17 protein-coding genes are annotated in these 25,853 nt (G+C 68.0%); 5 read left to right on the top strand and 12 right to left on the bottom strand.

Annotated elements, in window-relative coordinates; genetic code table 11:
* Positions 1–5: 5 nt before the first annotated feature.
* Together sdhA and ACIA49_RS05850 are read left to right on the top strand one after the other, a co-directional pair.
* Entirely contained in the window at positions 6–1,748 is a 1,743-nt protein-coding gene (gene sdhA / locus ACIA49_RS05845; protein ID WP_396375961.1) for a succinate dehydrogenase flavoprotein subunit, read from the top strand.
* Positions 1,748–2,452 (top strand): succinate dehydrogenase iron-sulfur subunit, encoded by a 705-nt coding sequence (locus ACIA49_RS05850; protein WP_391543633.1) that lies wholly within the window; start codon positions 1,748–1,750, stop codon positions 2,450–2,452. Before sdhA ends, ACIA49_RS05850 begins: the two co-directional genes overlap by 1 nt.
* A 6-nt stretch (positions 2,453–2,458) precedes the next feature.
* Here the strand turns inward: ACIA49_RS05850 and ACIA49_RS05855 are convergent, their stop codons facing one another.
* On the bottom strand, positions 2,459–3,487 hold the full coding sequence (locus ACIA49_RS05855) for a hypothetical protein (protein ID WP_396375962.1): 1,029 nt from the start codon (positions 3,485–3,487) through the stop codon (positions 2,459–2,461).
* 117 nt (positions 3,488–3,604) lie between these two features.
* On the opposite strand from ACIA49_RS05855, the gene ACIA49_RS05860 reads away from it, so the two are divergent.
* Both ACIA49_RS05860 and ACIA49_RS05865 read left to right on the top strand, forming a co-directional pair.
* Positions 3,605–4,096: an RNA polymerase sigma factor gene (locus ACIA49_RS05860; RefSeq protein ID WP_396375963.1), complete on the top strand. Its 492-nt coding sequence runs from the start codon at positions 3,605–3,607 to the stop codon at positions 4,094–4,096.
* Positions 4,089–5,336 (top strand): WD40/YVTN/BNR-like repeat-containing protein, encoded by a 1,248-nt coding sequence (locus ACIA49_RS05865; RefSeq protein WP_396375964.1) that lies wholly within the window; start codon positions 4,089–4,091, stop codon positions 5,334–5,336. Before ACIA49_RS05860 ends, ACIA49_RS05865 begins: the two co-directional genes overlap by 8 nt.
* Before the next feature lie 36 nt (positions 5,337–5,372).
* Here the strand turns inward: ACIA49_RS05865 and ACIA49_RS05870 are convergent, their stop codons facing one another.
* Genes ACIA49_RS05870 through ACIA49_RS05895 form a run of 6 tightly spaced genes read right to left on the bottom strand, consistent with a single transcriptional unit; the run spans position 5,373 to position 19,082 of the window.
* Positions 5,373–7,295: an SWIM zinc finger family protein gene (locus ACIA49_RS05870; RefSeq protein WP_396375965.1), complete on the bottom strand. Its 1,923-nt coding sequence runs from the start codon at positions 7,293–7,295 to the stop codon at positions 5,373–5,375.
* Positions 7,292–8,488, bottom strand: coding sequence for a VWA domain-containing protein (locus ACIA49_RS05875; protein WP_396375966.1), 1,197 nt, complete (start codon positions 8,486–8,488; stop codon positions 7,292–7,294). The genes ACIA49_RS05870 and ACIA49_RS05875 overlap by 4 nt, the downstream gene beginning before the upstream one ends.
* Complete coding sequence (locus ACIA49_RS05880; RefSeq protein WP_396375967.1) at positions 8,485–10,890, bottom strand: DUF5682 family protein; 2,406 nt, start codon at positions 10,888–10,890, stop codon at positions 8,485–8,487. The genes ACIA49_RS05875 and ACIA49_RS05880 overlap by 4 nt, the downstream gene beginning before the upstream one ends.
* A 10-nt stretch (positions 10,891–10,900) precedes the next feature.
* Positions 10,901–11,995, bottom strand: coding sequence for an AAA family ATPase (locus tag ACIA49_RS05885; RefSeq protein ID WP_396375968.1), 1,095 nt, complete (start codon positions 11,993–11,995; stop codon positions 10,901–10,903).
* On the bottom strand, positions 11,995–15,522 hold the full coding sequence (locus tag ACIA49_RS05890; protein WP_396375969.1) for a DUF4132 domain-containing protein: 3,528 nt from the start codon (positions 15,520–15,522) through the stop codon (positions 11,995–11,997). The genes ACIA49_RS05885 and ACIA49_RS05890 overlap by 1 nt, the downstream gene beginning before the upstream one ends.
* 20 nt (positions 15,523–15,542) lie before the next feature.
* The gene (locus tag ACIA49_RS05895; RefSeq protein ID WP_396375970.1) at positions 15,543–19,082 is read right to left on the bottom strand and encodes a DUF4132 domain-containing protein; all 3,540 of its coding nucleotides are present in this window, start codon (positions 19,080–19,082) and stop codon (positions 15,543–15,545) included.
* A 106-nt stretch (positions 19,083–19,188) separates the two neighbouring features.
* On the opposite strand from ACIA49_RS05895, the gene ACIA49_RS05900 reads away from it, so the two are divergent.
* Positions 19,189–19,491 carry a hypothetical protein gene (locus ACIA49_RS05900; RefSeq protein WP_396375971.1) on the top strand — a complete coding sequence of 101 codons (303 nt, stop codon included), beginning with the start codon at positions 19,189–19,191 and terminating at the stop codon, positions 19,489–19,491.
* On the opposite strand, the gene ACIA49_RS05905 is transcribed toward ACIA49_RS05900, so the two are convergent.
* The 5 genes from ACIA49_RS05905 to ACIA49_RS05925 all read right to left on the bottom strand — a co-directional run bounded on the left by ACIA49_RS05905 (position 19,488) and on the right by ACIA49_RS05925 (position 25,845).
* Entirely contained in the window at positions 19,488–20,315 is an 828-nt protein-coding gene (locus tag ACIA49_RS05905; protein WP_396375972.1) for a M55 family metallopeptidase, read from the bottom strand. The genes ACIA49_RS05900 and ACIA49_RS05905 overlap by 4 nt on opposite strands.
* Positions 20,312–20,533, bottom strand: coding sequence for an SCO4848 family membrane protein (locus tag ACIA49_RS05910; protein WP_396375973.1), 222 nt, complete (start codon positions 20,531–20,533; stop codon positions 20,312–20,314). Before ACIA49_RS05910 ends, ACIA49_RS05905 begins: the two co-directional genes overlap by 4 nt.
* A gap of 22 nt (positions 20,534–20,555) precedes the next feature.
* Entirely contained in the window at positions 20,556–23,312 is a 2,757-nt protein-coding gene (locus ACIA49_RS05915; protein WP_396375974.1) for an AAA family ATPase, read from the bottom strand.
* A 207-nt stretch (positions 23,313–23,519) separates the two neighbouring features.
* Entirely contained in the window at positions 23,520–25,043 is a 1,524-nt protein-coding gene (locus tag ACIA49_RS05920; RefSeq protein ID WP_396375975.1) for an amino acid permease, read from the bottom strand.
* Between the two features lie 82 nt (positions 25,044–25,125).
* Positions 25,126–25,845: a FadR/GntR family transcriptional regulator gene (locus ACIA49_RS05925; RefSeq protein WP_396375976.1), complete on the bottom strand. Its 720-nt coding sequence runs from the start codon at positions 25,843–25,845 to the stop codon at positions 25,126–25,128.
* Between the last annotated feature and the right edge of the window lie 8 nt (positions 25,846–25,853).

Genomic DNA, 25,853 nt, shown 5'->3' on the forward strand with positions numbered 1-25,853 from the left:
AAGATATGCAGCGGCATCAGTACGACGTAGTCATCGTTGGCGCGGGTGGGGCCGGCATGCGCGCCGCCCTCGAGTCGAGCAAGCGGACCCGGACCGCGGTGCTCACCAAGCTCTACCCGACCCGGTCGCACACCGGCGCGGCTCAGGGCGGCATGTGCGCCGCGCTGGCCAACGTCGAGGAGGACAACTGGGAGTGGCACACCTTCGACACGGTCAAGGGCGGTGACTTCCTGGTCGACCAGGACGCGGCCGAGGTGATGTGCCGCGAGGCCGTCGACGCGGTCCTCGACCTGGAGAAGATGGGGCTGCCGTTCAACCGGACCGCCGAGGGCAAGATCGACCAGCGGTTCTTCGGTGGTCACACCCGCAACCACGGTGAGGCCGTCGTACGGCGTTCTTGTTTCGCCGCGGACCGGACCGGCCACATGATCCTGCAGACCCTGTATCAGCAGTGCATCAAGCAGAACGTCGAGTTCTTCAACGAGTTCTACGTTCTCGACCTGCTGATGGTCGGCGGCCGGGCGACCGGTGTCGTCGCCTACGAGCTGGCCACCGGTGAGCTGCACATCTTCAGCGCCAAGTCGATCGTGTTCGCCTCGGGCGGCTTCGGCAAGGTCTTCCGGACCACGTCGAACGCCCACACGCTCACCGGCGACGGCATGGGCATCGTGTGGCGCAAGGGCCTGCCGCTGGAGGACATGGAGTTCTTCCAGTTCCACCCGACCGGTCTGGCCGGTCTCGGCGTGCTGCTGTCGGAGGCCGCTCGTGGTGAGGGCGGCATCCTGCGCAACTCGGACAACGAACGCTTCATGGAGCGCTACGCGCCGACCGTGAAGGACCTCGCGCCGCGCGACATGGTGGCGCGCGCGATGGCGAACGAGGTCCGCGAGGGTCGTGGCTGTGGCCCGGACAAGGCCTACGTGATGCTCGACCTCACGCACCTCGAGCCCGCGCACATCGACGCCAAGCTGCCGGACATCACCGAGTTCGCCCGTACCTACCTGGGCGTCGAGCCTTACACCGAGCAGATCCCGGTCTTCCCGACCGCGCACTACGCGATGGGCGGCATCCCGACCAACATCAAGGGCGAGGCGCTGGCCAACAACGACGACGTGATCCCCGGCCTGTACGCCGCGGGTGAGGTCGCCTGCGTCTCGGTCCACGGCGCCAACCGTTTGGGCACGAACTCGCTGCTCGACATCAACGTCTTCGGCCGGCGGGCCGGCATCGCCGCCGCCGAGTACGCCGCGACCGCCGAGTTCGAGGAGCTGCCGGCCGCGCCGGAGACCTTCGTGGTCGACCTGATCGAGGGCATGCGGAACGCTGAGGGCACCGAGCGGGTGGCCGCGATCCGGGCCGACCTGCAGGCAACCATGGACCTGAACGCGCAGGTGTACCGGACCGAGGGTTCGCTGAAGCAGGCGCTGGTCGACATCGAGTCGCTCAAGGAACGCTTCGCCCAGGTTTCCGTCCAGGACAAGGGCAAGCGGTTCAACACCGACCTGCTCGAGGCGGTCGAGCTCGGCTTCCTGATCGACCTGGCCGAGGTGCTGGTCGTCTCCGCCCTTGCCCGCAAGGAGTCCCGCGGCGGTCACTTCCGCGAGGACTACGACAAGCGGGACGACGTGAACTTCATGCGGCACACGATGGCCTACCGCGACATCGATGCCGAAGGCAACGTAAATATCCGGTTGGACTACAAGCCGGTGATCCAGACCCGCTACAAGCCGATGGAGCGGAAGTACTGATGGACGTCAAGGTCAAGATCCTCCGGTACAACCCTGAGGTCGTCGACGAGGCGGAGTGGAAGACGTACTCCGTCACCCTGCAGCCGACCGACCGGGTCCTGGACGCACTGCACAAGATCAAGTGGGAGCAGGACGGCACGCTGACGTTCCGCCGGTCCTGCGCGCACGGCGTCTGCGGTTCGGACGCGATGCGGATCAACGGCCGCAACCGGCTGGCCTGCAAGACGCTGATCAAGGACCTGAACCCGGAGAAGGAGATCACCGTCGAGCCCATCAAGGGCCTGCCGGTGCTCAAGGACCTGGTCGTCGACATGGAGCCGTTCTTCGACGCCTACCGCTCGGTGATGCCGTTCCTGGTCACCAGCGGCCACGAGCCGACCCGCGAGCGGATCCAGTCCCAGGCCGACCGGGACCGCTTCGACGACACCACCAAGTGCATCCTCTGCGCCGCCTGTACGACGTCCTGCCCGGTCTTCTGGTCCGACGGCCAGTACTTCGGCCCGCAGGCCATCGTCGGCGCCCACCGGTTCATCTTCGACAGCCGTGACGAGGGCACCGAACAGCGCCTGGAGATCTTGAACGACAAGGAAGGCGTGTGGCGCTGCCGCACCACCTTCAACTGCACCGACGCCTGCCCCCGCGGCATCGAGGTCACCAAGGCCATCCAAGAGGTCAAGCGAGCCCTGATCTTCCGCCGCGTCTGACCTCGTCTAAGCGAGCTGGTGGGCCCAGGCGAGCTGGAGCAGAGCCGCACCGGCAGCCTGCATCGGTTGGTGGTGGACGAAGTCGTCCACCACCTCGGCCGTAAAGGGTTGGGGTTCCAGGACCCGACCCTCCTCGTTGGTCTCCACCAGCCCACCGAACAGTTCGTCGAAGACGAGTGCGTCGATCGACAGCACCGTGAGCAGGTCGGTCGCGAAGGTCAGCGGGTCGACACCCAGTCCCACGCAGTACGCCCGCACCTCCCCGGCTTCCAGTCCGGCCGCGAGACGTGCGGCGAACGGCCAATCGTCGTACCGGATCGGGGCGTCTCCGTACTCCTCGGATTCGCCGAGGAGCTCCTCGGAGAGTTCGCGGACAACGTTTCGCCAGAGTGAGAAATCGTGCTGCTCGTCCGTGCTCGGCTGGAAGATGCCGACGGGGACGACTTGGTAGAGCCCGCCGGCGTGGCCGACCTTGGCCGGATCACGCCAGTGCAGGAAGAACGTCGGCTCCCGATCGGCGCGGATGGTGAGCGTGCTGATCGCGACATTGGTCGGCCGTCGCGTCACATCCCACGGGTCGCCGATGGCCGTTCTGAGGCGTCCGCGCTGCGCTGCGTACTCGTGGGCGGCGGCCTCACCCGTGTTGATGCTGTCGAAGTAGGTGCCGCGGCCAAAGCGCAGTACCGGATCCGGCCCGGCCAGGTCCGCGAACGTCAGCCGGTACGTCGGCCGATCCTCGAAGACGGCAGGAGGCGCCAGCCCCTTGATCGCCTCCGCATAAGACCCGAACTCCGTCGGCAGCGACTCCCTCGCGAAAGGTTCATGCCCCGTCACCCCGGTGAAGACCGCGCGCGGATCGAACTCAAGCCGAAGGGACGTCAGAGGTATGGGCTCCGCCGGAATCCACGACGCCGGCGCCAGCAGCGGCGTCCCCGCCACGCGACGCTCCGCCGGATAATCACCAGCCGCCACGACGGCCAACTGATACCGGTTCCCCACCAGACGACGCCGTACGTCGAGCCACTCATCAGCCACAAGCATTGAGCCTAGCCAGCCGACGATGTGAGCTGGATCACACTGAGCAACCAACGGCGCCCGCTCGGGAGTCGTGCTGGCAGAGGCTCGGTACCGACTGGGGAGGGGTGGTGGGCGGTGGACGACGTGCGTGAGCTGTACGACGGCTGCTACCGCCGGCTGGTGGCCCAGCTCTTCGTCGTCTGTGGGAACCTCGCCGAGGCCGAGGACGCCGTCCAGGAGGCGTTCATCCGGGCGCTCGAGAAGCCGCGCCGGTTCAGCGCGATCGAGAACCCCGAGGGCTGGCTGCGTACGGTCGCCCTGAACATCGTCCGCAGTCGCTTCCGTCGCGCCGCCACCTTCCAGCGGCTGATGCGCCGTACCGGTCCCACCGCGGACTCGGTCCCCGGTCTCTCACCTGACCACGTGGCGCTGGTCGACGCTCTTCGCCGGCTGCCCTGGGAGCAGCGCGAAGTCATCACGTTGCACCACATCGTCGATCTGCCGGTCCGCGAGGTCGCCGCGCAGCTCGGCGTACCCGAAGGAACCGTCAAGGCCCGCCTCGCCCGCGGCCGCACCCGCCTCGGCCCGCTGGTGCGCGATTTCGTCGAGGAGGTCGACCATGTCTGAGCTGAAGGAACTCGCTTGGGCGGTGCACGACTCCGTCCACGCCCCCGCCTTCCCAAGCCTCACCTACCGGGTACGACGTCGCCGCCGGCGGCGCGTGGCCCTGATGGTCGCGACGGCCGCCGTACTGGCGCTGGTGATCGGGCTGCCGATCAGTCGGCTCGAGAACACTCAGGTCGCCGCGCAATCGTCGTACGTGCCAGGTGACGGTGTCTCGTACTCTCCCGGCTCCGACGCCGTGGGCGAGAGCCTCGTCGCCGATCCCGAGTCCGAGCTCAGCTCTGTCGCGGTGATCGACCCGGACCGCTGGATGTCCGCTTGGTCCAGGTGTCTGCCGTCCTGCAGCTACAGCGCGGTCGTGAAGTGGGACGGGGTCAAGGTGGCGATGCCGGCGCGGTCGATGCCGTACCAGATCCTGCGCCGGGGCGACGAACTCATCCTGCTCGCCCCTCCCGACCGGGGAACCTCCGACGACGCCAGTTGGTCCGACAGCTTCCTGGTTCGCCTCACACCGAACGGACCGGTCCGTACCGCCCTGCGCTACGCCCGGCCGTCCAGGACCTTCGCCCCGAAGTCCGAAGTACTGGTCCCCTCCCTGACACCAGGCAACATCGACGCGGTGAACGTCGAGAAGTCCACCCTGCGGCGGGTTCAGCCACCGGGCATCCAGTTCCCGGTCTCGCCGGTCCGCGACGACGCCGGTCGCTGGTGGATGCTCGACACCACCGACGGCAGCCGGATCCTGCGGACCGAGGACGGCAAGAACTGGCAGCCGACCACACTCGACGAGAGCTCCGGGCCCGCCTTCCTCGCCGTCAGCCGGGACGGCCGGACCATCCTGGCCGGCGCACGACTCAGCGGTTTCCAGCGGGTCACCGCCCTGAAGATGTCGACGAACGGCGGCGCAGACTGGCACCCGATTCCGGTGTCCCAGAAACTCTCCGCGGACTGGCCGGTAGCGTTCAACGACGGCACAGCCTTGCTGATTCAGACCGGCGGCGCGCGGGAGAACCAATATCTGCTCCGCGTCCACGACGGGCAGATCGCACCGGTCCCGGCCGACAAGAGCTGGACCTCCAGCACGTCCTCAGCCCCGCGCTCCGAGCTGCGCGGCGACGAAAACCTCATCTCCGGCATCGTCGAACTCTGGTCTGACCCGGCGGAAGCCCACCCTCGCTTTCCTTGGGCTGTGCTCGTCAGCACCGACCAGGGCACGACTTGGAGTTCCTTTGTACCGCGTTAGCTCGACCGGCTTGCGTGCCTGGGACTGGTGAAGGGCTCAGGTCAGCAGGTGGGTTAGTTGCATGGTGAGGTAGAAGGACTGCAGTAGTGCGGTGGCGGGTGGGCTGGTGAGCTCGGTGGGGTAGGCGGTGAAGCCGATTGCGCGGAGTGCTTGGTGGCGGCGGGTGAGCTCGGCGGTGAAGGCGCCGGCGGAGTGGGCGCCGGTGCCGCGCTCGGCTTGGCGGATGAGCCAGTGGCGGAGGTCGAGGAGTGGGCGCGGTGGTGGCGCGGCTGCGACGGCGGGGGCCGCGGTGGTTGGGGGTGGGCGGAGGGGTTGGGATGGACCGAAGTGGAGGTTGTCGGTTGCGTCGCCTGGTGGCGCGGTGGGGTCGATCAGGCTGAGGGGTTCGGCGGTTGGGCCTTCAGGGGTTCGGGTCAGCCGCGCGATGACGAAGGTGCCGGGCGCGGGCGGGGCGAGGGATTCGATCCGGGCGACGGCCTGCCTGCTCTCGTTCGAATAGGGCATGTGAAGCGGCAGGACTCGGCCGCCGGTGTCGGTGACCGGCCACTCGAGGCGTTGCTGGGCTTCGTTGAACTGCGCAGCGCCGAAGCTGGCCGGGGCCAGCACGATCCACGGCCGCGCCGGGCCATCTTGGCTGAGGAGACTGGCTGGTTGCGGTGTTTCGAGGCTGGACCAACTCGTCAGAGCCGGAAGCGCCGCGGCCAACTCGGCGCCGGACAGGTCCTCGGACATCGCGTGGGTACTGTCGACTCCGGACAGTCGGCCGTTCGCGGTGATGCGGGCGTTCGTCAGACGGACTCGCGCACCGGTCGCCTCGGCTGGGCTGCCGAGCCCGCTCCACGGCCCAGGCATGCTGTACCGGCCGCGCGGATCGAACGACACCCCAGCCGGCCGGCTATCCGTCCACGTCACAAACTCCCGCGCGTCCACTGACCACAGCACCACGGTCAGTCCGGCGTACCCAGATGCCGTCCGCCAAGGAACCGCGCCGACCCCGATCAGCTCCTGCCGCCCAGCCAGATCGAACCGGCCTCGCGCGCTGCCGACCAAACGAGGTACGTCGCCGACCGACGCCAGCGCGGTCACCAACCCGTACGTCGTCGCGAGCTGCTCGAGCAGCCGCTCCTCATCCGCCTGCGCCGACCGCGCCAACGCCCAGCCGATCTGACCAGTTGCCCCACGCAACATTCCGGCCAGCCGGTAGTACTCCGCGCCTTGTGCTGAGACCGTCAAGGTCTCATACCGCTGCCGCAGCGACTCCGACAGATGAGCCACCCCAAGCCCGACCGTGTCCCCCACCAGTTGCTCAACAGCCGCCCGTACGGCGGTTCGTCGACCGACGGCACCCGAATTGGGTACGTCGGGCGCGCGGCGTCGTACCGGCTCGAGCTCGACACCGTTCGCGCGTTGGTAAGCGAGCACGACGGCGACCTGGTAGCGGTCCGCGTTCGGCAGCTTGACGTCTGGAACCAGCCCGGCAATCCCACCACCCATCGAATGGAAGCTCACGCGCGGAGTCGTCAGCGACAGCACGAGATGCTGCCCGCTCTCGGCCCGGAAGCCGTCGAGGTTCTCGACGTACTCGCGGGCCCACCGGTAGACAGCCGCGCCGGCAAAGGCCCTCAGGTCTTCGGGGGTCAGGGGTAGCAGGTCGGCCCCGACTGTCACCTCCTCCGCGGTGGCCGACGCGCCTAGCCAGAGACCGGCAGCGATGATGTGCTGGCAGACCGTCCCGCTCGGGCAGGTGCAGGTTGCCGTGGCTGGTCCCGCCGCGGCGAAGCCAACCATCTCTGCGCCGAGCGCAATCGTCACCACTTCGGGGCCCTCGGCAACTATCGCGGGAGTGACTCGCTCCAGGTCCTTCCGCGCTCGGCGCAACAGACCGCGCGACGACAACGCCGACCACGCGTCATCGTCGTACCGGCTCAGCACTGTAACCACCTCGGGCAGCACGGTCATCCGGTCACCTCGACCAGCCAGGAAGCCAGCTGCCCAGGCGTTAGCGCCGCGATCTCCATGCCCTCGTCGGCCAACCGCCCGGCCATGGCTTTGTCGTACGCCGGTGCCGCCTCCCCGTCGAGCGCGGCCAGCCCAAGCAGCTTCACCCGGGATGCGGCCAGCTCGCGCACGGCGCGGATCAGGTCGGACGGCGGTCCGCCTTCACAGAAGTCGGTCACCAGGACCAGGACCGTACGCAACGGGTTCTCGACGAGCTGCGCGCAGTAGCGGACGGCTTTGGCGATGTTCGTGCCGCCGCCCAACTGCACCCGCATCAGGATGTCGACCGGATCGTCGGCGTGCTCGGACAGATCGACCACCGACGTGTCGAACAAGACCAGCCGGATCCGGAACGCCGGCAGCCCGGACAGGATGCCAGCCATCACCGCGCTGTGGATGACGGAGTCGACCATGCTCCCGGACTGGTCGACGCAGACGATGATGTCCCACGGCAGCCGGCGGGCGTTGCGCTGGAAGAACAGGACCTCGGCGAGCACGAGCCGTTGTCCTTCCGGATCGTAGTTCCGCAGGTTGCGCCGGATCGTCCCACGCGGATCGAAGTTGGCCGCGATCGCGAGCGGCGAGTGCCGGTGCTGGTTCAGCCGGCCGGCCATCGCGGCGCTCACCTCCATCTCCAACCGGCGGCGCAGCTCGTCGATCACCTGCTGGATGATCCGGCGCGCCACGGCGAGGGTCGCCTCGCCCATGTGGCCTTTCAGAGCGAGCAGGGTCTTCAGCAGGCCGATGTCGGGTTCGAGGCGGTCGAGCAGCTCGGGATCGGTGACAAGCTCAGTCAGCCCGTACCGGTCGAGGGCGTGCCGCTCGACGATCTCGACAGTCTCGCGCGGGAACAGCTCGCGCACCTCGGACAGCCAGGTGACCAATGCCGGTGCCGACGGGCCACTCCCGCCCGGCCCGACTCCCGCCGTACCGCCTCCTGCTCCGCCGCCTCCACCAGCGTCCGCCTCATCGTCACCGGTGCCTTGACCGCTCCCACCGGGCTCGCGGACACCGCGGCCGCCGTACTCGCGGCCGTACAGATAGTCGAGCGCTGCCTCCATCCGCGCCTGCTCGCTCCCCGCTGGGGCTTCACCCAGTTGAGCCTTCGCGTAGCGCCCAAGCACCAATCGCCACCGCTCCAGCTCGGCGCTCACGACGCACCACCGCCCCACGCCGCCAGACCGTCTTGAGCAAGCAGCGCCAACGCCTGCTCGGAAACCGCCAGATGCCGGTCGACCTCGTCAGCCGTCGCACCACCTGTCGTCAGCGGGCCGAACTCCTTCAGCCCCTTCATCGTCGCCACGACCTTCGCCACTCGATCCGTCTCGACCGGCGTCAGGTCTGCGAACGCCAACCGCAGCTCGGGCAGATGCCGGACGAAGGTCGCCCGGTCCCATTCGGTCAACCGCCGATCAAGCTCGGCCAGCAGCCGCTCCTCCTGCCAGGCCGCCTCCCGCGCAGTCAGCAGTACACCGGCCAGGAACGCGACCCCATCCTCCGCAGGCATCCCGCCAGCCAGGTGACCGGTCACTCGCCCGACCACCTCGTCGGTTCCGGATCTCCCCGCGGAGTAGGCGATCCCGGTCGCGGCCCCACGCACGAACACCACGCCGTGCCCGTTCGCGACGTGGTCGATCAGCTCCCAGTACAGCTCGACGTCGAGCCCATGACCGGTCGCCGAAACCAGCAAATCCCGCAGGCGGACCAGCGCCTCCGCGGTCGGCTTCGCCTCGCCGTTGAGCTGACGCCCGAGGTACAAAGCTCGCTCGTACGTCGTCTGCATCAGCGCGAGCAGTTCGTCGCCGAGCGAGCGTGCCTCCAGCGGCTCAAGCGCCTCCCAGAGCAACGCCAACTGCGTCACCGCCGTGGCCACGTCGGCGAACGAGACGTCGGCGCCGACCCGATCCCTCACTAGCTCCAGAGTCTCGCCGACCTGCTCATGGAGACCGAGCACGCAGGCCTGGATCAGCAGCCCGGCCGCCTGCGGCGCGCCCAGGTTCGTCGTACGGCGGGCTGCCAGCAACTCGGCGAATCGAGTCGCCACCGCGGTCGACACGGTCGATCCGTAGCCGGAGGCTTCGATCAAGGCGCCCTCGACCACCGGCGACCACGCGTAGTCCCACTTCTCATGCAGGCGGGCGAGCCCGGAGCCTTGCACAAAGTTTGGCCCTGCGGTCCGGATCGCCACGGAGGCACCGAGCAGCGTCAGTCCATGCAGCAGGCGTGAGGTCTCGCGATGAGGCGCACTGCGGTAGAGATCGAGTGAGACGCTCTGCCGACCGGGCTCGTCGATGCGCAGCCGCTGACCGCGGAGCCGGCGCCGAGCGTCCTCGACCAGCGGCGTCAGACCGGACCCGGGCGGCAGCTCACCCATCGCGTCACCAGTGAGCGTCAACCGGCAGGCGGCCTTGACCAGGATGCCTTCGACGTCGATGTCGCCTTTGACGAAACAGCTCTGCACCGCGTCCAGCAGATCACTGCGCAATGGGGCCGGCCGTTCCCGCAGGGTCGCGAGCTGCACAGCTTGTTCGAACGCCGCCACGACCGAGGGCAGCGGCAACGGAAGCCGGTGGCGGTCGCGCAACTCGGAACTGATGTCCAGCAATGCGGTCAGCGTCGCGGCGGTGCGGGGATGTTGCCCGGTCGGCGGATCGATCAAGTTCTGCCAGAGACGTTGATGCCACGCGGGTGACGTCATCCCGGCGCCGTATCCGTTCAGCCGCTCCAGGCGTTCGAACGTATAGCGAATCAGCGCCGAATCCCCAGTCACACCGTCCACGTCGATCACCGGTCGCTGCACGGCACCGGCGAGCAGCTCCGGCAGAACCACGCCGTGGAAACCGCCGACCACCGCGAGCACCGGCCCGTCAGAAGGCCCGCGGGCCAACAGTGCCTCGCGAATCTGCCACGCCATCTCGGCTTCCCGCAGCGTCGTCCCGTCCGCCGCGAGCTCCGCTTCGGTCCGGTCCGCGCGCGCCAGCAGGCAGTACGCCGCCATCCGCGCTACCTGCTCGGCCGGATCCGTCGTACCGGCATCGGACTCGAAGAGCAGCTCCCACAAGTCCTCGTCATCCGCGCAACCAAGCCGTTCGGCCAGCAGCTCCAAGCTTTGGCTGTGCCGGAAATGCCGCTCGTCGAGCAGCGATATGCCTTCTGGCCCCGACGTGCCCTCCTCCACCACCTGTTGCTCGGACAGATCGAGGTCGATGAACCGGCTCGGAATCCCCGCGGCCGCTGCCTCGCGCAACGCCACGAGCTCCGGCGAGTAGTCACAGAACGGGAAGTACGCCGCCCACCGGTCAGATCCGCGCGAGGCATAGCTGTAGACCGCCAGCGGCATCCGCGCCTTCTCATGCGTCAGCAGTGGGATCAACGGCGTGAACGCGCGCGGACCCTCCACCAGCACGGCGCTTGGCCGCCGCTCACGCATCAGCCGACGGACGAGCAACGCGCAGGCAGGACTGTGATGCCGCACCGGTACGACGATGAGGTCGTCGCGCATCAAGGTCGCGGCGAGCGCACGCACCTCCTCGGTGGTCAACGCTGGGCTGGGCATCCTGCTGTCCTCAGCGTTCGAGCTCGTGCCGGGTCGTGTGGAACTGACGCCAGTGCGCACTCGACTGCGCTCGCTGCTTCACCACGATGTCGAAGTAGTGCCGCAGCTTCTTGCCGTCGTCGGGGTTGTCCTTCAGCACCGTACCGATCAGCTGTCGGGCAATGTGCTCGCCGCCGATCTCGCCGGTGCCGAAGTACTGCGCGTCCAGGCCGGCCGCGTACCCGACCGCGACCGCCTCGGCGGACGACAGCACCGCACTCGGCCGCTCGATCACAGTCCCCTCGGTGGTGACGCCGTCCCGCAGATCGTGGAACGCTGTGACCAGCAACGTCACCACGTCATCGGTCAGCCGGGCCTCGACGTCCGATTGCTCCAGCAGGGCCGCGGTCTGCTGCTTGATCAGCGCCTCCTCGAGCCGTCGGTCGGTGATCGGCCGGACGGTCTCGAAGTTGAACCGCCGCTTCAGCGCACTCGACATCTCGTGCACCCCGCGGTCGCGCAGGTTGGCTGTCGCGAGCACGTTGAACCCGCGCTCGGCGAAGACGGTCGACTCGGCACCGGTCAGCTCCGGAACGTGGATCACCTTGTCCGACAGCAAGCCGATCAGCACGTCCTGGATCTCCGGCTGGACCCGCGTCACCTCCTCGAACCGGCACACCTTGCCCAGCTCGACGGCCTGATACATCGGGCCCTTCACGAGCGCGCGTTGGGTCGGCCCCTCGGCCAGCAGCAGTGCGTAGTTCCACGAGTAGGTGATCTGGTCCTCGGTGGTCCCGGAGGTGCCCTGGACTGTGCAGGTCGAGTCACCCCCGATCGCGGCCGCGAAGAGTTCGGACAGCATCGACTTCGCCGTACCGGGTTCGCCCACGAGCAGCAGCCCGCGGTTGCTCATCAGCGTGACCACACAGCGATCCACGAGCGCATCGTCACCGTAGAACTTCTGCCGGACGTCCAACGTGGAGTCGCCGAGCACGAACCGCCGCACCGCGCGCGGTGACAGCTGCCAGCCGGACGGCCGCGGCCCATCGTCCGCCGCGGCGAGCCTGGCGAGCTCGCCGGCGTACACGACCTCGGCGGGTTCGCGCAGAATCGTTGCCTTGTGCATCAGTACTCCGACTTCTTTTCCCAGTCCGGATCGAACCCGGTCCCGTCCGACGCCATCAGCCGGAGATCGTTGTACGCCTCGGACAACAGCACCGCCGGTACGTCGCCCAACCGCAGCAGCACGCCACCGCCGTACTGGTCCGGGGTGGCTCGGACGATCCGTAGGCCGCGCAGGGCGACCGTGCGGTTCTCCTCGGGCAGAACGTTGCCGGTGAAGTCGACGACGATCGTCAGCCCCAGCGACGAGAACCGCTTCTCGTACTCGTAGAACCAGCCTGCGTCCTGCGGCGTCCCTCGCAGATACCCCAGCTTCGTGGTTCTGCCGCGCAGCGCCAACGACTCGACCAGATGCCCCTCGAAGTCGCCGAGGTACGTGCTGTCCGCGCGTTCGGGTGGCAGCCGGAAGATCCCCTTCCCGAACTGCTGGAACAGCGGAACCACCTCGTAGTCGGCAAAGTGCGCCTGCCAAGCCTGTACGACGTCCTCCGTCAGCAGGGTGTCGTGAGCCAGCCGGACAACCTCATCGCCTGCCAGCTCGACCGGCTCATCGTCGGCATCGGTCAACGTGCCGTCCTCGAGGGGACGGAACACCACCTTGCCGTCAGCGATCCACGCCAGCCGCTGAACCAGCCGACGCATGATCGGGTGACCGTTCAGATAGCGCTGCCAGTCCTCCGCGGGCCATGTCCGCTCTGTGCAGAGTGCCTCGTACAGCCGGCTCGACTGCAGCTCCACCACCGACTTCAGCTCGCGTTTGGCCGCCGTCAGTGACTTCTTCGCCGCCTTGACCGCGTCTGCGTCATCCGACTGACGCGCGGCCGGCAACGCCTTGATCGTCTTGCCTTCCGGCGAGACCAACCTGATCGTCAGATCCGCCTGCAGCTCGGCGGTGAACACCCGGTCGCCGTACGAGAGTTCGATCCGGCCGTCCTCGTCGAACCCGGCCACCGGGACGCTCCGGTCCGCCAACTCGTCGACGGTCCACCCGTTCCGCTCCGCCAGCGCCGCTGCCTGCCGATTCGCCTCGTCCTGAAAGCTCTTCGTCCGGAACCGCGATCCAACCGACAGCATCAACTGGATCGCACTCGGATGGTCGATCCACGCCAGCATCCCGATCAGCGCCTTGCCCTGCGAGGACCGAGTCCCGAACCACTGCTTCAGATACCGCCCCACCGGCGCGGCCGCTCCCGCCCCGGCACACGCGGCCACCACCGCGAGTAGCCCCTTCGACGATGCGGCGGACCCCGCAAGCTGCGTGCTGGTCGAGGGCAACAGCCGCCCGGCAATATCCGCCTGGTTCAGCCCGAACAACGGGTCATGGTTGTAGCTCTGCGGGTAGAGCGTGTGCCACCTGTGCAGCTGCGTCGCCTCTTGCTCGGCTCGCTGCAAGGCCTCCTCTGCCGACACCACGGCAACGTCCTGAGCCAGCCACGCCTCCAGCAGGTACTGCCCGAACGCCTCTCGCTCAGCCGGCACGAAAAGCCCGCAGTACTTACGGAGCAACACATTCGGCTCCGACGACTTCGCCCGCACCGCCTGCGCAGCAAGCCACTGCAACACCGGCCGCGGCACCTCGGCACCGCTGTCTGTCCAGTGCACGACCGGCACGGTCTCCCAGTTCAACCAGGCAAGGTCCTTCGGCAACCCCTTGGCCAGTCCCACCTCGGCCTGCCGAGCCAGACCGTCCCGATCGAGATACTCCTCGATCGGCTGCCCCAGCGATTCCAGCGTGTCGATGAGCGTGCCCTTGACAAGCTCGTTCTTCTCCTTCGCCACCGCGACTTCCAACGCCGGCACCGCCCCCTGGTACCCCAGCCGCTGCAACCACTGCGCAGCCACGATCCTGGTGTCGGCCTTGCCACTCTTCAGAGCACCGATCACCAACTCCTCGAAGCCAGCGGTCTTCTCCAGCACGCTCTGCGCCCAAGGCCGCTGCGCCTTCCGCGATCCGACGGCCAGCTCGAGCAGCGCGTCGACCGCCGGCTTCGGCAGCACCGGAATAGTGGCCAGCAGGTCGAACGGGGTGACGTTCTCGGCTCGTTCGGCCAACTCGAGGAGTTTGGGCAGGACCGCCAGCGCGAACGGAGCGACGGCCTCCTCGGGCCAGCCGTGACCGAGCCGGATTGGCGAGTAGTACGTGAGATTGCTCTTGAGCACCAGACCGCGCCCATCGGCACCGACCGCATCCAGCAGGCTGGCGATCTCCAGCAGGGTCGGTCGGCCGTCCGCCAGGAAGAACCGGCTGTAGTGGTTCACGAGACCGTTCGAGAGCCATCCGTGATAGGTGTCCTGAAGCAGGCCGGTCGCCGCATAGATCACGGTCACCACGACCGGACCGAGCTCTGCAGCCCGCGGACCGATGACCTGGTCCGCCCAGCTCCAAGGCCTCATCTGGGTATCCGGACCGCGCCGGAAGTGACCGGTTTCGAGAGCGTCGAGGACGCGACGCAGCTCGTCGTCGGTCGGCGGCCGGTCCTGGCCTCGAGGCTGCTGATAGCGGGGCGGGACCGCGAACAGCTCGGTCAGCCGCGCCCGCAGCTCAGGCGTCACCCGCACCCGAAGGTCAGCCGGCACCACCTCCGCCACCACTCGCTCCTCCGGCGGCGACCACGCGGCAGCCAGCTCTCGAACCTTCTCGGCCCGGTCGGCGGCGGCACAGCCGAGCGCCCACTGTTGCACTTCAGCGTCTTCTGTTGCCAAGAGCAACTTCAGAGCCTGCAGCCGCTGATCCGGCTTCCCCTGCTCGGCCACGACCCGCAGCCCTTCAGTCACGCCCTCGACACTCAGCAACGGCTTGGCCCGATCACGGACGGCCGCGCTCGTGGACGCCGCCGCGATGGCGATCTCCGACGCGAAGCCGGCCAGCGTCTCGGATGACAACGGTTCCGCGGGACGCAGCATCTGCAACAGCGACTGCTGCCCAGCGATCTTGTCGAGCTCGATGCCCGCGCGCAGCACCGCTGTGTGCCGCCGGACGGCCTCGTCATAGCCGGCCATGGATCGCACGGCGACAACGCGCTCGTCGGTCGGGTAGTAGTCCGCGGATACGACCGGGATCCGGAACGCGGCCACCAACACTGCCGCCGGATCGAGTCCCTGCGCAGCCAGCAGTCGTTCGAGCCACGGATGATCCAGCCCCGCGAGCACGATCTCGGGTGTTCCGTACCGATGGGACATCAGATGCCCGAGGTGCAGCACCAGTGCCTCCGGCCAGATCGGCCGACCCACGAGATCGCTGGGCACGTAGTCCGGTGTGCCGTTGAGCGCTGCGGTCAGCAGTTGCGCCCAGCGCAGCGTTACCTCGTCAGGCATCTCCGGCAGCTGGGCGACGAACTGCTCAAGCGCCCGCTGCGCATCCGAATCGCCGTGGTGGTAACGAAGCAGCGCGAGGTGCGAGGCTGCGTGGTAGGACGCTACGTCGTGGAGGACGGACTGTGGACTGCCGGTCAGCACGTAGTCGACGAGCGCTTGGTGCAGCCGGGTGTCGCCGGCCGCGACGGGTTCCATTGCTTTGTAGAGCGGTGTCATGGTGATCTCCCCCAGGTCCTTCAGTGGCCGGTCTTTTGTTGCCAGTCAGGGTCGTAGCCGGTTCCGTCGGCGGCTAGGCGGCGGAGGTCGTTGTAGGCCTCAGCCAGGAGGACTGGTGGTACGTCGCCTAGACGGAGTGCGGCGGCGCGGTGGCCGGTTGAGCGGATGGTCAGTTCGGTGAGGGCCACGGTGTTGTTCTCTTCCGGCAGGGCGTTGCCCGTGAAGGCGAGCTCTACGGTGAGGCCGATGGAGAGCAGCCGCTTTTCGTAGGAGTAGAACCAGCCGCCGTCACCGGTTTCGCCGCGGGTGTAGCCGAGTTTGGCGGCGCGGCCGCGGAGAGCGAACGCCTCCACGAGGTGGCCTTCGAAGTCCCGGAGTGCCTTGTCCCCGGCGCGTTCGACGGGCAGCGTGAAGCTGCCGCGGCCGAACTGAAGGAAGAGCGGCACGATCTCGTAGTCAGCGAAATGCCGTTGCCAACTGCTCACCACGTCCTCGGGCAGGAGCGTTTCGTGGGCGAGGGTGATGACGGCGTCGGGCGCGGGCTTGATCGGCTCGTCGTCGACGTTGGTCAGCGAACCATCGTCGAGCGGGCGGAACACGGTCTCGCCGTCCGCCACCCACGCCAGGCGCTGCACGGGGCGGCGGAGGATCGGGTGTCCGTGGAGGTACTGCTGCCAGTCGGCGGCCGTCCACGTCCGCCCGGTGCACAAGGACTCGTACAGCCGGTCGGTTTGCGCCTTCACGATCGACTTCAGCTCACGCTTCGAGGCCGAGAAGGCCTTTTTCGCATCCTGCGCCGCGGCTTCGTCATCGGACTGCCGAGGAGCTGGAAGCGCCTTGATTCGCTTGCCGTCCGGGTCGGCGAGCCCAACGGTCAGATCGCTCTGCAGCTCCGCCATGAACGACCGGCTGCCGAAGGACAGCTTGAGCCGGCCGTCCTCGTCGAAGCCCGCATACGGCACGGTCCGGTCGGCCAGCTCGTCGAGCGTCCAACCCTTCCGCTCCGCCAACGCGGCAGCCTGCTGAACCGCCTCCTCCTGGATCCCCTTGGTCCGGAACCGGGAAGCAACCGACAGCAGCACCTGCGTCGCGGCCGGGTGATCGGTCCAGGCCAGCATCGCCACCAACGCCTTGCATTGCGCCGCGCGCATCCCGTACCACTCCTTCAGGTACGGCGCCGTGATCGCCGCGGCCGCCTCCCCGCCACAAGCGGCCACCACCGCCAGCAGTCCCTTCGAGGCGGTCGCCGAACCGACGGGCCGCCGGGCGAAGGTCGGCAGCAAACGATCGGCCATCTCCTGCTGAGACAGACCGGCCAGTCCAAGACCGGAGATGTCGAGCGGCGGGCTGGTCGCGTGGGTCTGCGGTGCGGAGTTGAAGTAGCGATACCACCAGACGGCGTCCTGCGCAGCCAGCTGCTGAGCCTCTTCATGGCTGATCGGCATCGTGTCCTGGGTGATCCAGGCAGTCAGCAGATATCGGCCGAGCTCGTGGCCTTCGCTCGGCACGATCAGACCGGCGTACATGCGCAGGAGTGCACCGGGCTCGGGTGATTTCGCCTTCACTGCCTGGTTGATCAGCCATTGCAGGACAGGCAGCGGTACGGCGTCGCCGGTGTCGGCCCAGTGGACGGTGGGCAGCGAGTCCCACATCAACCACTGGATGTCCTTGTGAATGCCCTTGGCCAGCGCCGTGTTCGCCTCGGCCAGCAACGCCTCCCGGTCGACATACTTCTCCACCGGTTGCCCTGCGGCCTGCAGCGCATCGAGCAGCGCGGCCTTGGCCAGCTCGTTCTTCTCCTTGGCCAGCGCGGTCTCCAGCGCCGGTACGGCGGCGGCGCAGCCGATCCGGCTGAGCCACTGTGCGGCGACCACTCGCACCCCGGCCTTGCCATCCGTCAGCGCGGCAATGATGCGCTTCTCGATCCCGTCGACCTTCGCCAGCACCTCCTGCGCCTCGCGCCGGTGAAGCTTCTGCTCCCGCAATGCCAGGTCGGCCAGGGCATCGACCGCCTCGATCGGCAGCTCGGACACCGTCGAGAGCCCATGGAAGAGGGCGTCCTCGTTCACCCAGCGCTCCGGAGTGGACAACAGCTTCAGGTACTGCGGCATCGCATGCCGCACAAAGGGCGCGATCGCCTCGTCTGGCCAGAACGCCCGCAGGCCTTGCCAGTCGCGGCGATCCCATTTGGCGAGCAGCGTGCGACCGTCCATGCCCACTGCGTCGACGAGGCGCGCGATCTCCAGGGGCTCGGGTCGTCCCGTCTTCTCATAGCACTCCGCATAGACGTGCAGGGCCGCCCCGGACAGTTCTTCGGTCCAGCTGAGCAGCCGGGTTTTCGCGAGCAGCACCGTCGCCACCACCGGCCCGATCGCCGCGACATGCTTGGCGAGCACCTGATCGGCCCAGAACGGCATCAGCTGGCCGTCTTTGCTCTCCATCTCGAAGATCTGACCGGTCTCCAGAACCTTGAGCACCGATTCCAGATCGTCCGTCCCGAGGACCTCGCGCACCCGATTGCCGCGCCAGTCCAGCAGTTGGTCGCCCTCCAGGCAGAGCACTTGCAGGCGCTCCCGCAACTCCGGTGTCATCGGGACGCGGAGGTCGATCGGCGCCAGCTCCTCGAGCGCAACCTGGTCCTCAGGCGCACGGTCGGCCCAATCGGCGACCAGCCTGCGCACGGTGGGGGCGCGGTCGGCCGCCGCGCGGTCGCGAGCCCAGGCGCGCTGCTCCGGATCGTTGGTTGCCCAGAGCACCTTGAGGATCTGGGCACGGTCGGCCGGTTTGCCGGAGTCGACCAGAAGGCGGAGCTCGTCGACGACTCCTTCGGCGGTGATCAGTGGCTCGGCGGCCTTCCGCACGGCCGCGTTCGGCGAGGACACGATGCGGGCGATCTCCGGCGCGAACGGGCGACGCGCCGCTGCCGACAGCGGCAGCAGATGGTGGAGCATGGCCTGCTGGCCGGCGATCTGGTCCAGGTCGACCGCCGCCTTGATCGCGTCGACGTGCCGGACGACCGCAGCGTCGTACCCGGGGATTCTGCGGATGAGCGAGCCACGGATGCCTTGGAAGGACTGGACCAACGGCGTGCTCGGGTCGAGCAGCCAGCGCTGCAGCAGGAACTCGAGCTGCTCATGGTCCAGGCACGACGGCGGAACCGCTTCGTCGGCCGGGCAGAGGTTGTCCAGCTGCATCAGGAGCGCGTCGATGCTGTAGCTCGCGTCGAGCTGCGGCTGGCGGCACCACTGAGCGCCGGTCGACAGGACGGCACCGAGCAGCGCTGTCCAACGGTTCAGCACGTCGAAGGGCACCGCACCCAGGCCGCCGACGAATTCGGCCAACGGCTTCAGATGCGGCATCAGGCTCGCCGGAAAGAACATGAGTCCGAACTGCCTGAGCGCGTCGAACCCACCCATCGGCATCTCCGCCGGGTCCGTTCCGGTCAGCACATACTCAGCCAGACCGGGCCAGATCTCGGCGTCGCCTTCCGTTGCCAGCAAGCCGAAAGCCTGCCGGAGCGCCTGCTCCAGCTCCCCCGGAACAGTCGTTGTCGCGGCCATCCCCACCACCCCCAGATCGTCGAGACCCGAAGCTATCCAAGGCCTCCGACAATTCTTGACATCAGACCCGAGCATGGCGGATTCGGGGGTCACGCATACTGGCGGGATGGACTGGGCGAGAGAGACGCACGCACGGCTGATCGCGGCGGCGTACACGGTGGGGTTCGGTGCGTGGCTGATCGGTGTGCTGGTGATCCTGTACGGCCAGTTCAGCAACGGTGCGATCGGGTTGATGGTGGTGGGCATTGTGTTCTTCGCGATCGGCCAGGGGCTGGTGTCGATCGTCGCGTTCCGGCTGCGCAAGAACTTCCCGACCAGCCGGGCCACCAGCTCGTACTCGCAGGCCTGGCAGCGGTTGAGCTTGGGGCTTGAGCTTCCGCCTGCGGTGCGTCTGCTTCTTGGCCGCTAACAGTACGGCGGGTTGGAGGTGACCGCGGTGGCGACGCGGAGGAAGAGGTTGAAGAGGCGGTAGAGCTGGACCATGTCGGCCGTCACCGTCACCGTGCGGTCGTCGCGGCGGGTGACGCCGGGGATTGCACAAAGATGCGACGCGACCGAGGCGGACTGCCAGCGGACACTCAGAACCCGGGAGGCCTGCTGCGGGCTGACAGCCGGTGGCGAGCCCAACGCTGACGTGACGCCGGATTCGATGGCGGCGCGGGCTTCCGCGACCGGGACGAGCTGGGCGGCAAAACGGTCCTTGGCGTATTTCACCGGAACCGTATGGATGCGGTTGTTCCAGGCCGTGGCCTCGGCGCAGGCCGCGTCATCGCCGGTGAGCAGGACCAGCGGGACGCCGTACGCCGATGCTGTCGCCTCGAAGAGGCCTATTTCGCCGGTCACCTGGTCGTCGAGCCAGATGTCCTCGATCTCGTGGCCCATGAAGCTGTGGCTGAGGACGCCAAGGATGCCGGCGCGGGCGTGGAATCCGACGCACAGAACCGCGTCGTACGACGGGTCCAGTCCTTCGATCATGCCCATCGGCTTCGGACGGCCCTTGATCAGGACCGCGCGGGGATCGAGGAGATCCGGCAGCAGATTGCGCATCGGGCCGTGGGCGTCGTTGACCAGGACCGACGTGGCGCCGGCGGCGTACGCGCCACGGATCGCCGCGTTCACGTCCTCGGTCATCATCACCCGGCCGCGCTCGTAGTCACGGCCAGGCGGCTGGACGTCCTCGGCATCGACCAGACCGGTGATGCCCTCCATGTCCGCGCTGACGTAGACCTTCACGACGACGAGACCTTGGCCGCCTTGTAGGCCTTGACTCCCCAGGTACCGAGCACGGCCGCGATCACCAGGTTCACGATGATCAGGATCGTGTGGGCCACGTAGTACCCGGTGGGGCGGTCCTCGGTGTCGACGAGCGCCTTGATGAAGCGCAGGTAGGTCACGACGTTCCAGACCGCGATGCCGAGCAGGACCAGAGCATGCTTGCGTTCGAGTTTCACCCCGCCATTGTGCCCGGAGGGGTCACGAGCCCGGGCGGTCCACCATGCGGAGCAGCTGGGTGCGATTCGCCACTCCGAACCGGCGGTAGAGCCGGGTCAGCTGGGATTCGACCGCCTTGACCGACAGGTACAGCGCGGCGGCGATCTCGCGGTTGGTGGAGCCGTCGCGGACCATCGCAACGATCTGCTGCTCGTTGTCGGTCAGCTCGGACGGCTGGCGGCTCCGGCTGGGGACGTCCAGGCGGGCCAGCTCGGTCTCGGCCACTTCACGCCAGGCCGGAGCGCCGTACGTCTCGAACTGCTCGATCGCGTCCAGGAACGCCGTCCGAGCCACCGAACGTCGGCGGGCCTGCCGCGCGACCCGGCCTCGGGTCAGCTCGCAGCGAGCCAGGTCGAGCGGGTAGACACGGTCACCCGCGCCACCGATGGTCTTCTCCAGCAGCTCGAGGGCTGCGGCCGGATCGCCCTGCTTGGCGATCAGCAAGGCTTCGGACCGGGCCAGACCGATCAGCACAACCGGCCGGTCCAGCGTCTCGGCGCGCGCCCGGATGTCGGCGATCAACGCGGCGGCGTCATCCAACCGCCCGGCGGCGACAAGCGCCTCGGCATAGTCCGCGTGCCACGGGATGATCACCGGGTCGAACGGCATCGCAGCCTCACCGGACTCCGCGATCGCGTCGAAAGCCTCGACAGCACGCTGCGGGTCACCCGTCAGCACACCGACGATCCCCTGTACGGCGAGGGCCGGGCCGGTCCACTCGTCGTTGCCGACCAGGCGGACTCCCTCGAGCGCCGCATCCGCGAGCTGGCGGGCCATCACCGCCGTACCGCCGGCCCACTCGGCGCGGCTGGCGATGACGAGTCCGACCTCGGCTTCTTCGCCGATGTCCTGCATCAACTGGTAGCACTCGTGGCCGGCGCTCAGAGCATCTGCACCACGACCGCTGCGCTCGTAGATCGCGGTCGCGGAGATCAGCACCGAGGCCAGCCAGCGCATCGCGCCGCCGTCCCGGACCTCCTCGACGAGCGCACTGATCGCAGTGATCGCCTCATCGGTCCGGCCGCGGAACAGCTCGCGCATCGCCGCCATCTGGCGAGCGTTCACGACTGCCTTGGTCAGCGGCAGATCGCGCGCCAGCTCCGCCGCCTGGGACAGCAACGAGTCTGCGCTCTGGCCGGCATCACGTGACATCAGCACTGAGCTGGTCGCACTCAGCGCGTCAACCAGCGCCTCGGTGTCACCGGACGACCGGGCCAGCTGCTCCGCCACGCGGGCGTGCTCCTGTGCCTCGTCGAGACTGCGATCGAAGTACGCACTGTTACTGAGGCCGATCCGCACCCGCGCCTCGAGCCGGTCGTCGCCGCGAGCAGCTTCGAAGGCATCGGCCAGCAGACCGACCCGGCACTCCCGGTCCGGCCACGCAGCGTCGACCTGCAACAGCAGCGCCGGCACCTTGGTCTCCGGCAGCGTCGCAGCCTGTACGGCGAGGCGCGCCATGTCGGCCGACTCCGCCAGGTGACCGGCGGCAGCCGCATCGTCAGAGGCTCTAGTCAGGCGGCGAGCCCGTTCGTCGGGCAGGCTGCTGGGCGTCCGCTCGGCGGCCAGGCGCCAGAGGGTCGCGGCCGCTCCGGGCGCACCGCGGCCGGCAGCCACGGCAGCTGCCTCCTCGATGGCGGCCGCGAGGTCGGCGTCCGCCTCCTGAGTGGCCAGCGCACGATGCGTCGCATTCTCGACCGGTTCGTCGACGACCGCGGCGAGCTGAGCGTGCGCCTGCCTGCGAGCGGCGGACGTCGCCTCGGCGTACACATACTCGCTCAGGAGCGGGTGAGCGAACCGCAGTCGCTCCGACGCGATGTCGATCAGGCCCAGCGCCTCCGCCTCGGCCAGCTCGGCCTCGATCCGGCGACTGAGGGACTGCGCGAGCTGAGTAGTCGTAGGCCGCGGCGACGACGCCGCATGCAGGAGCAGCTCGTGCGCACCGGGACTCAGGTCGGACAGGCGGTCACCGAGCAGTGTCTTGAGTCGGCTCGATACCGGCAGCGGGTCATTGGGTGACACGCCCTGCGGGTGCCGCAGCACGGCCCGGCCAAGCTCCAGCGCCATGAACGGGTTACCCGCGCTCGCGGTGAAGATGCGCCGCGCCGTACGAACCGGGAGCGGGCTGGACAGCCGCTGACGCAACAGACCCAGTACGTCGGGCTCGGTCAGCGGAGGTACTTCCAGTTGCAGCACCGGCTCCGGGCAAGCCTCAGCCATCACCGGGAGATCACCGTCGGCCACCTGCTCGGTAGCCAGCATGTGTACGCCGTCCGAGAGCCGTCGGGCACAGAACGTGAGCACCTCGAGGCTGGACGGGTCCACCCATTGGATGTCGTCGACCACGAGCAGGACCGGACCATTCGCCGCCAGGCGACGTAGTACATGCAGTACGGCGAGGCGAACCGCCAGCTCGTCGCGGACGGTGTCCGGGGCGCTTGCCTTGAGCAGAGCCACCTCAAGCGGCTGCCGGAGGTGGTCCGGCAGCACCTGCCAGGCCAGCTCGAGCTGGTTCGAGAGGAGATCGAGGAGCGTGACGTAGGGCAGTCCGGCTTCGCTCTGTGACGGAGCGGCGCTCAGAACGCGGCAGCCGGCTTTGGTCCGGTCCGCGACCAGAGCTCGGCCCATGGCTGACTTGCCGATGCCGGTCGGGCCATAGAGCAGCACACTGCCGCTGGTCTCGAGCTGCTTCTTCGCACGCTCGACCAGACTGCTCCGCCCAACCAGCTCGTCGTCAGTCACGCAACTCCTCGAAGGTTTACCTGCGTCGATTAAAACAGGCAACGACCACCCGACACGGCGCGTGTCACATGAGGAAACCGTCTCGACACCATCCTGTCACCCGAACCTGCGGCGTCAGAGCGGTCAGCACGGCACGATCGTGCCGGGGCACCAGATGGCGCCCCGGCGGCAACTTAAACGTTCAGTCCCTTCGTAAAGGGAAAGCGCTCACAGGATGTCGAGGTCGCGCTCGATGGCGGCCAGCTCGGCCTCGGAGCCCTGGACCTTGGGGCCGGTGAACCAGCGGCGGGCCGAGGCGAACCAGTAGGTGGTCGCGAAGCCGAGCACGACGAGCACCGCGATCGGGGTGTAGTTGAAGCTGCCGGCGGTGACCGGACTGACCGTGGGCAGCATGAACAGGATCGTGATGAAGACCACCCAGACGATCGCGACGATGCCGATCGGCCGACTCCACCGGCCCAGCGTCCAGGGTCCTGGCTGGAAGTTGCTGCCCTGGATCAGCCGGAGCAACGTCGGCAGCACGTAGGCGATGTAGAGGCCGATCACCGCGATCGACGTGACCGCGGTGTACGCGGTGGTGTTCCACAGGTACGGCAGGCCGAGGACGAACGCGCCGCCGGCGGCCAGCCAGATCGCGTTGGTGGGTGTGCGGGTCTTCGGGTTGATCTTGTGCCACAGCGACGACCCGGGCAGCGCGTTGTCGCGGGAGAAGGCGTAGATCATCCGCGAGTTGGCCGTCACCGACGACATCCCGCAGAACAGCTGCGCGCCGATCACCACGAGCAGCAGGATCTTGCCGAGGGTCGCCCCGGCAGCGTCCAGGAAGATCTGCGCGGGTGGTACGCCGGTAGCGCTCTTGAGGGTGCCGTCGTAGTTCTGGATCGCGAACGTGAGGCCGATCAGCAGCACCCAACCGGCTCCGAGCGAGACGAGGATCGACATCACGATGCCGCGTGGGCCCGAGCGAGCCGCGTCGTGCGTCTCCTCGGTCATGTGCGCGGAGGCGTCGTACCCGGTGAAGGTGTACTGCGCGAGCAGCAGGCCGAGCAGGCCGACGTAGAAGGTGGAGCCCCAGCCGGTGTTGTTGACGAAGTGGCCGAAGACGAAGCCGGCCGACTGGTGCTTGTCCGGGATGAGCACGAGCGCGCCGACAATGAACAGCACGCCGACGATGTGCCACCAGACGCTGATGTCGTTCAGCCGGGCGACCAGCTTGACGCCGGATGAGTTCAGCAGCCCGTGCACCAGCAGGATGAGCCCGAACAGCAGGATCGTGTGGCCGGGTGAGGCGCTGAAGCCGAACTGCAGATCGAGGAAGGCGTTCAGGAACGACGCGGCGCCGAAGTCGATACCGGCCGTGACCGCGACCTGACCGAGGAAGTTGAACCAGCCGGTGAACCAGGCCCAGGCCGGTCCGTTCGACGGGGCGAGTTTGGCGGCCCAGTAGTACAGACCGCCCGCGGTCGGGTAGCTCGAGCAGACCTCCGCCATCGCCAGACCGACGAACAACGTCATCAGGCCGACGAACGGCCAGCCCCAGACGATCATCACCGGACCGCCGGTGTTCATCCCGAACCCGTAGAGCGTCAGGCAGCCGGACAGGATCGAGATGATCGTGAACGACACGGCGAAGTTCGAGAACCCGGACATCGTCCGCGACAGTTCCTGGGCGTACCCGAGCTGATGCAGGCGTTGCTCGTCATCGGTCATCGGGGTCTTGTCTTGGCTCACTGGGTCCTCCTCGGCGACGCGGCGGGGAACTGCACGAGAGGCGCCCTCAATGGTCTAGCGGGAGACCATTGGTGTCAATGGATCACGCGAGGAAGCCGCGCAACAGCACCGCCGTACCGGAGAGGTGTTCCCGCATGGCGGCACGGGCGGCGGGTGCGTCGCCGGCCAGGATCGCGTCGACGATCACCTGGTGCTGCTCGTTGGAGTGCTCGAGATTTCGTTCCAGCAAAGGGATTGCGTCGAGCAGCTCGTTCAACCGCATCCGTACGTCGGCGGTGGCTGAGGTCAGCGACGCCGAGCCGGTGACCTCCGCGATCGCGAGATGGAGACGGGAGTCGAACCGTCGGTAGTCAGTCAGCTTCGCGGCCTTGGAGTCGGCCAGGCACTGCCGGAGATGCCCCTCCTCGGCCGCGCTGAGAACGCGGTTGGCGGCGACTTCGGCCGCGCCGGTCTCCAAGGCGACCCGCAGGACCAGGGCGTCGTCGAGTCCCTCACCCAGCTCGCGGGCGATCCGTTTGGCCGGTGTACGACGGGGTTTCGGCAACTGCTCGTTGACGAACGTCCCGCCGTACCGGCCGCGGCGGGACTCGACGTACCCGGCCTCGGTGAGCGCGTGGATCGCCTCCCGCAGGGTGACCCGGCTGACGTTCAGGCGGGTCGCGAGATCCCGCTCGGCCGGCAACCGGTCACCCGGCCTGACCACGCCCAGCTTGATTGCCTGCAGCAACCGCTCGACCGTCTCCTCGAACGGGTTGCCGGTCCGGACCGGCCGGAACACGGCATCATCTGCGGGCGTCACCATGAGCTGAG

Origin of the sequence: Kribbella sp. NPDC051587 (assembly GCF_044453945.1) — a bacterium.
Classification (GTDB): Bacteria; Actinomycetota; Actinomycetes; order Propionibacteriales; family Kribbellaceae; genus Kribbella.

Bases quoted from the DNA above. Each gene is read 5' to 3' on its own strand.
- sdhA (WP_396375961.1), top strand. From the start codon at position 6: ATGCAGCGGCATCAGTACGACGTAGTCATCGTTGGCGCGGGTGGGGCC.
- ACIA49_RS05850 (WP_391543633.1), top strand. From the start codon at position 1,748: ATGGACGTCAAGGTCAAGATCCTCCGGTACAACCCTGAGGTCGTCGAC.
- ACIA49_RS05865 (WP_396375964.1), top strand. From the start codon at position 4,089: ATGTCTGAGCTGAAGGAACTCGCTTGGGCGGTGCACGACTCCGTCCAC.
- ACIA49_RS05870 (WP_396375965.1), bottom strand. From the start codon at position 7,295: ATGACCGTGCTGCCCGAGGTGGTTACAGTGCTGAGCCGGTACGACGAT.
- ACIA49_RS05880 (WP_396375967.1), bottom strand. From the start codon at position 10,890: ATGCCCAGCCCAGCGTTGACCACCGAGGAGGTGCGTGCGCTCGCCGCG.
- ACIA49_RS05885 (WP_396375968.1), bottom strand. From the start codon at position 11,995: ATGCACAAGGCAACGATTCTGCGCGAACCCGCCGAGGTCGTGTACGCC.
- ACIA49_RS05890 (WP_396375969.1), bottom strand. From the start codon at position 15,522: ATGACACCGCTCTACAAAGCAATGGAACCCGTCGCGGCCGGCGACACC.
- ACIA49_RS05895 (WP_396375970.1), bottom strand. From the start codon at position 19,082: ATGGCCGCGACAACGACTGTTCCGGGGGAGCTGGAGCAGGCGCTCCGG.
- ACIA49_RS05900 (WP_396375971.1), top strand. From the start codon at position 19,189: ATGGACTGGGCGAGAGAGACGCACGCACGGCTGATCGCGGCGGCGTAC.
- ACIA49_RS05925 (WP_396375976.1), bottom strand. From the start codon at position 25,845: ATGGTGACGCCCGCAGATGATGCCGTGTTCCGGCCGGTCCGGACCGGC.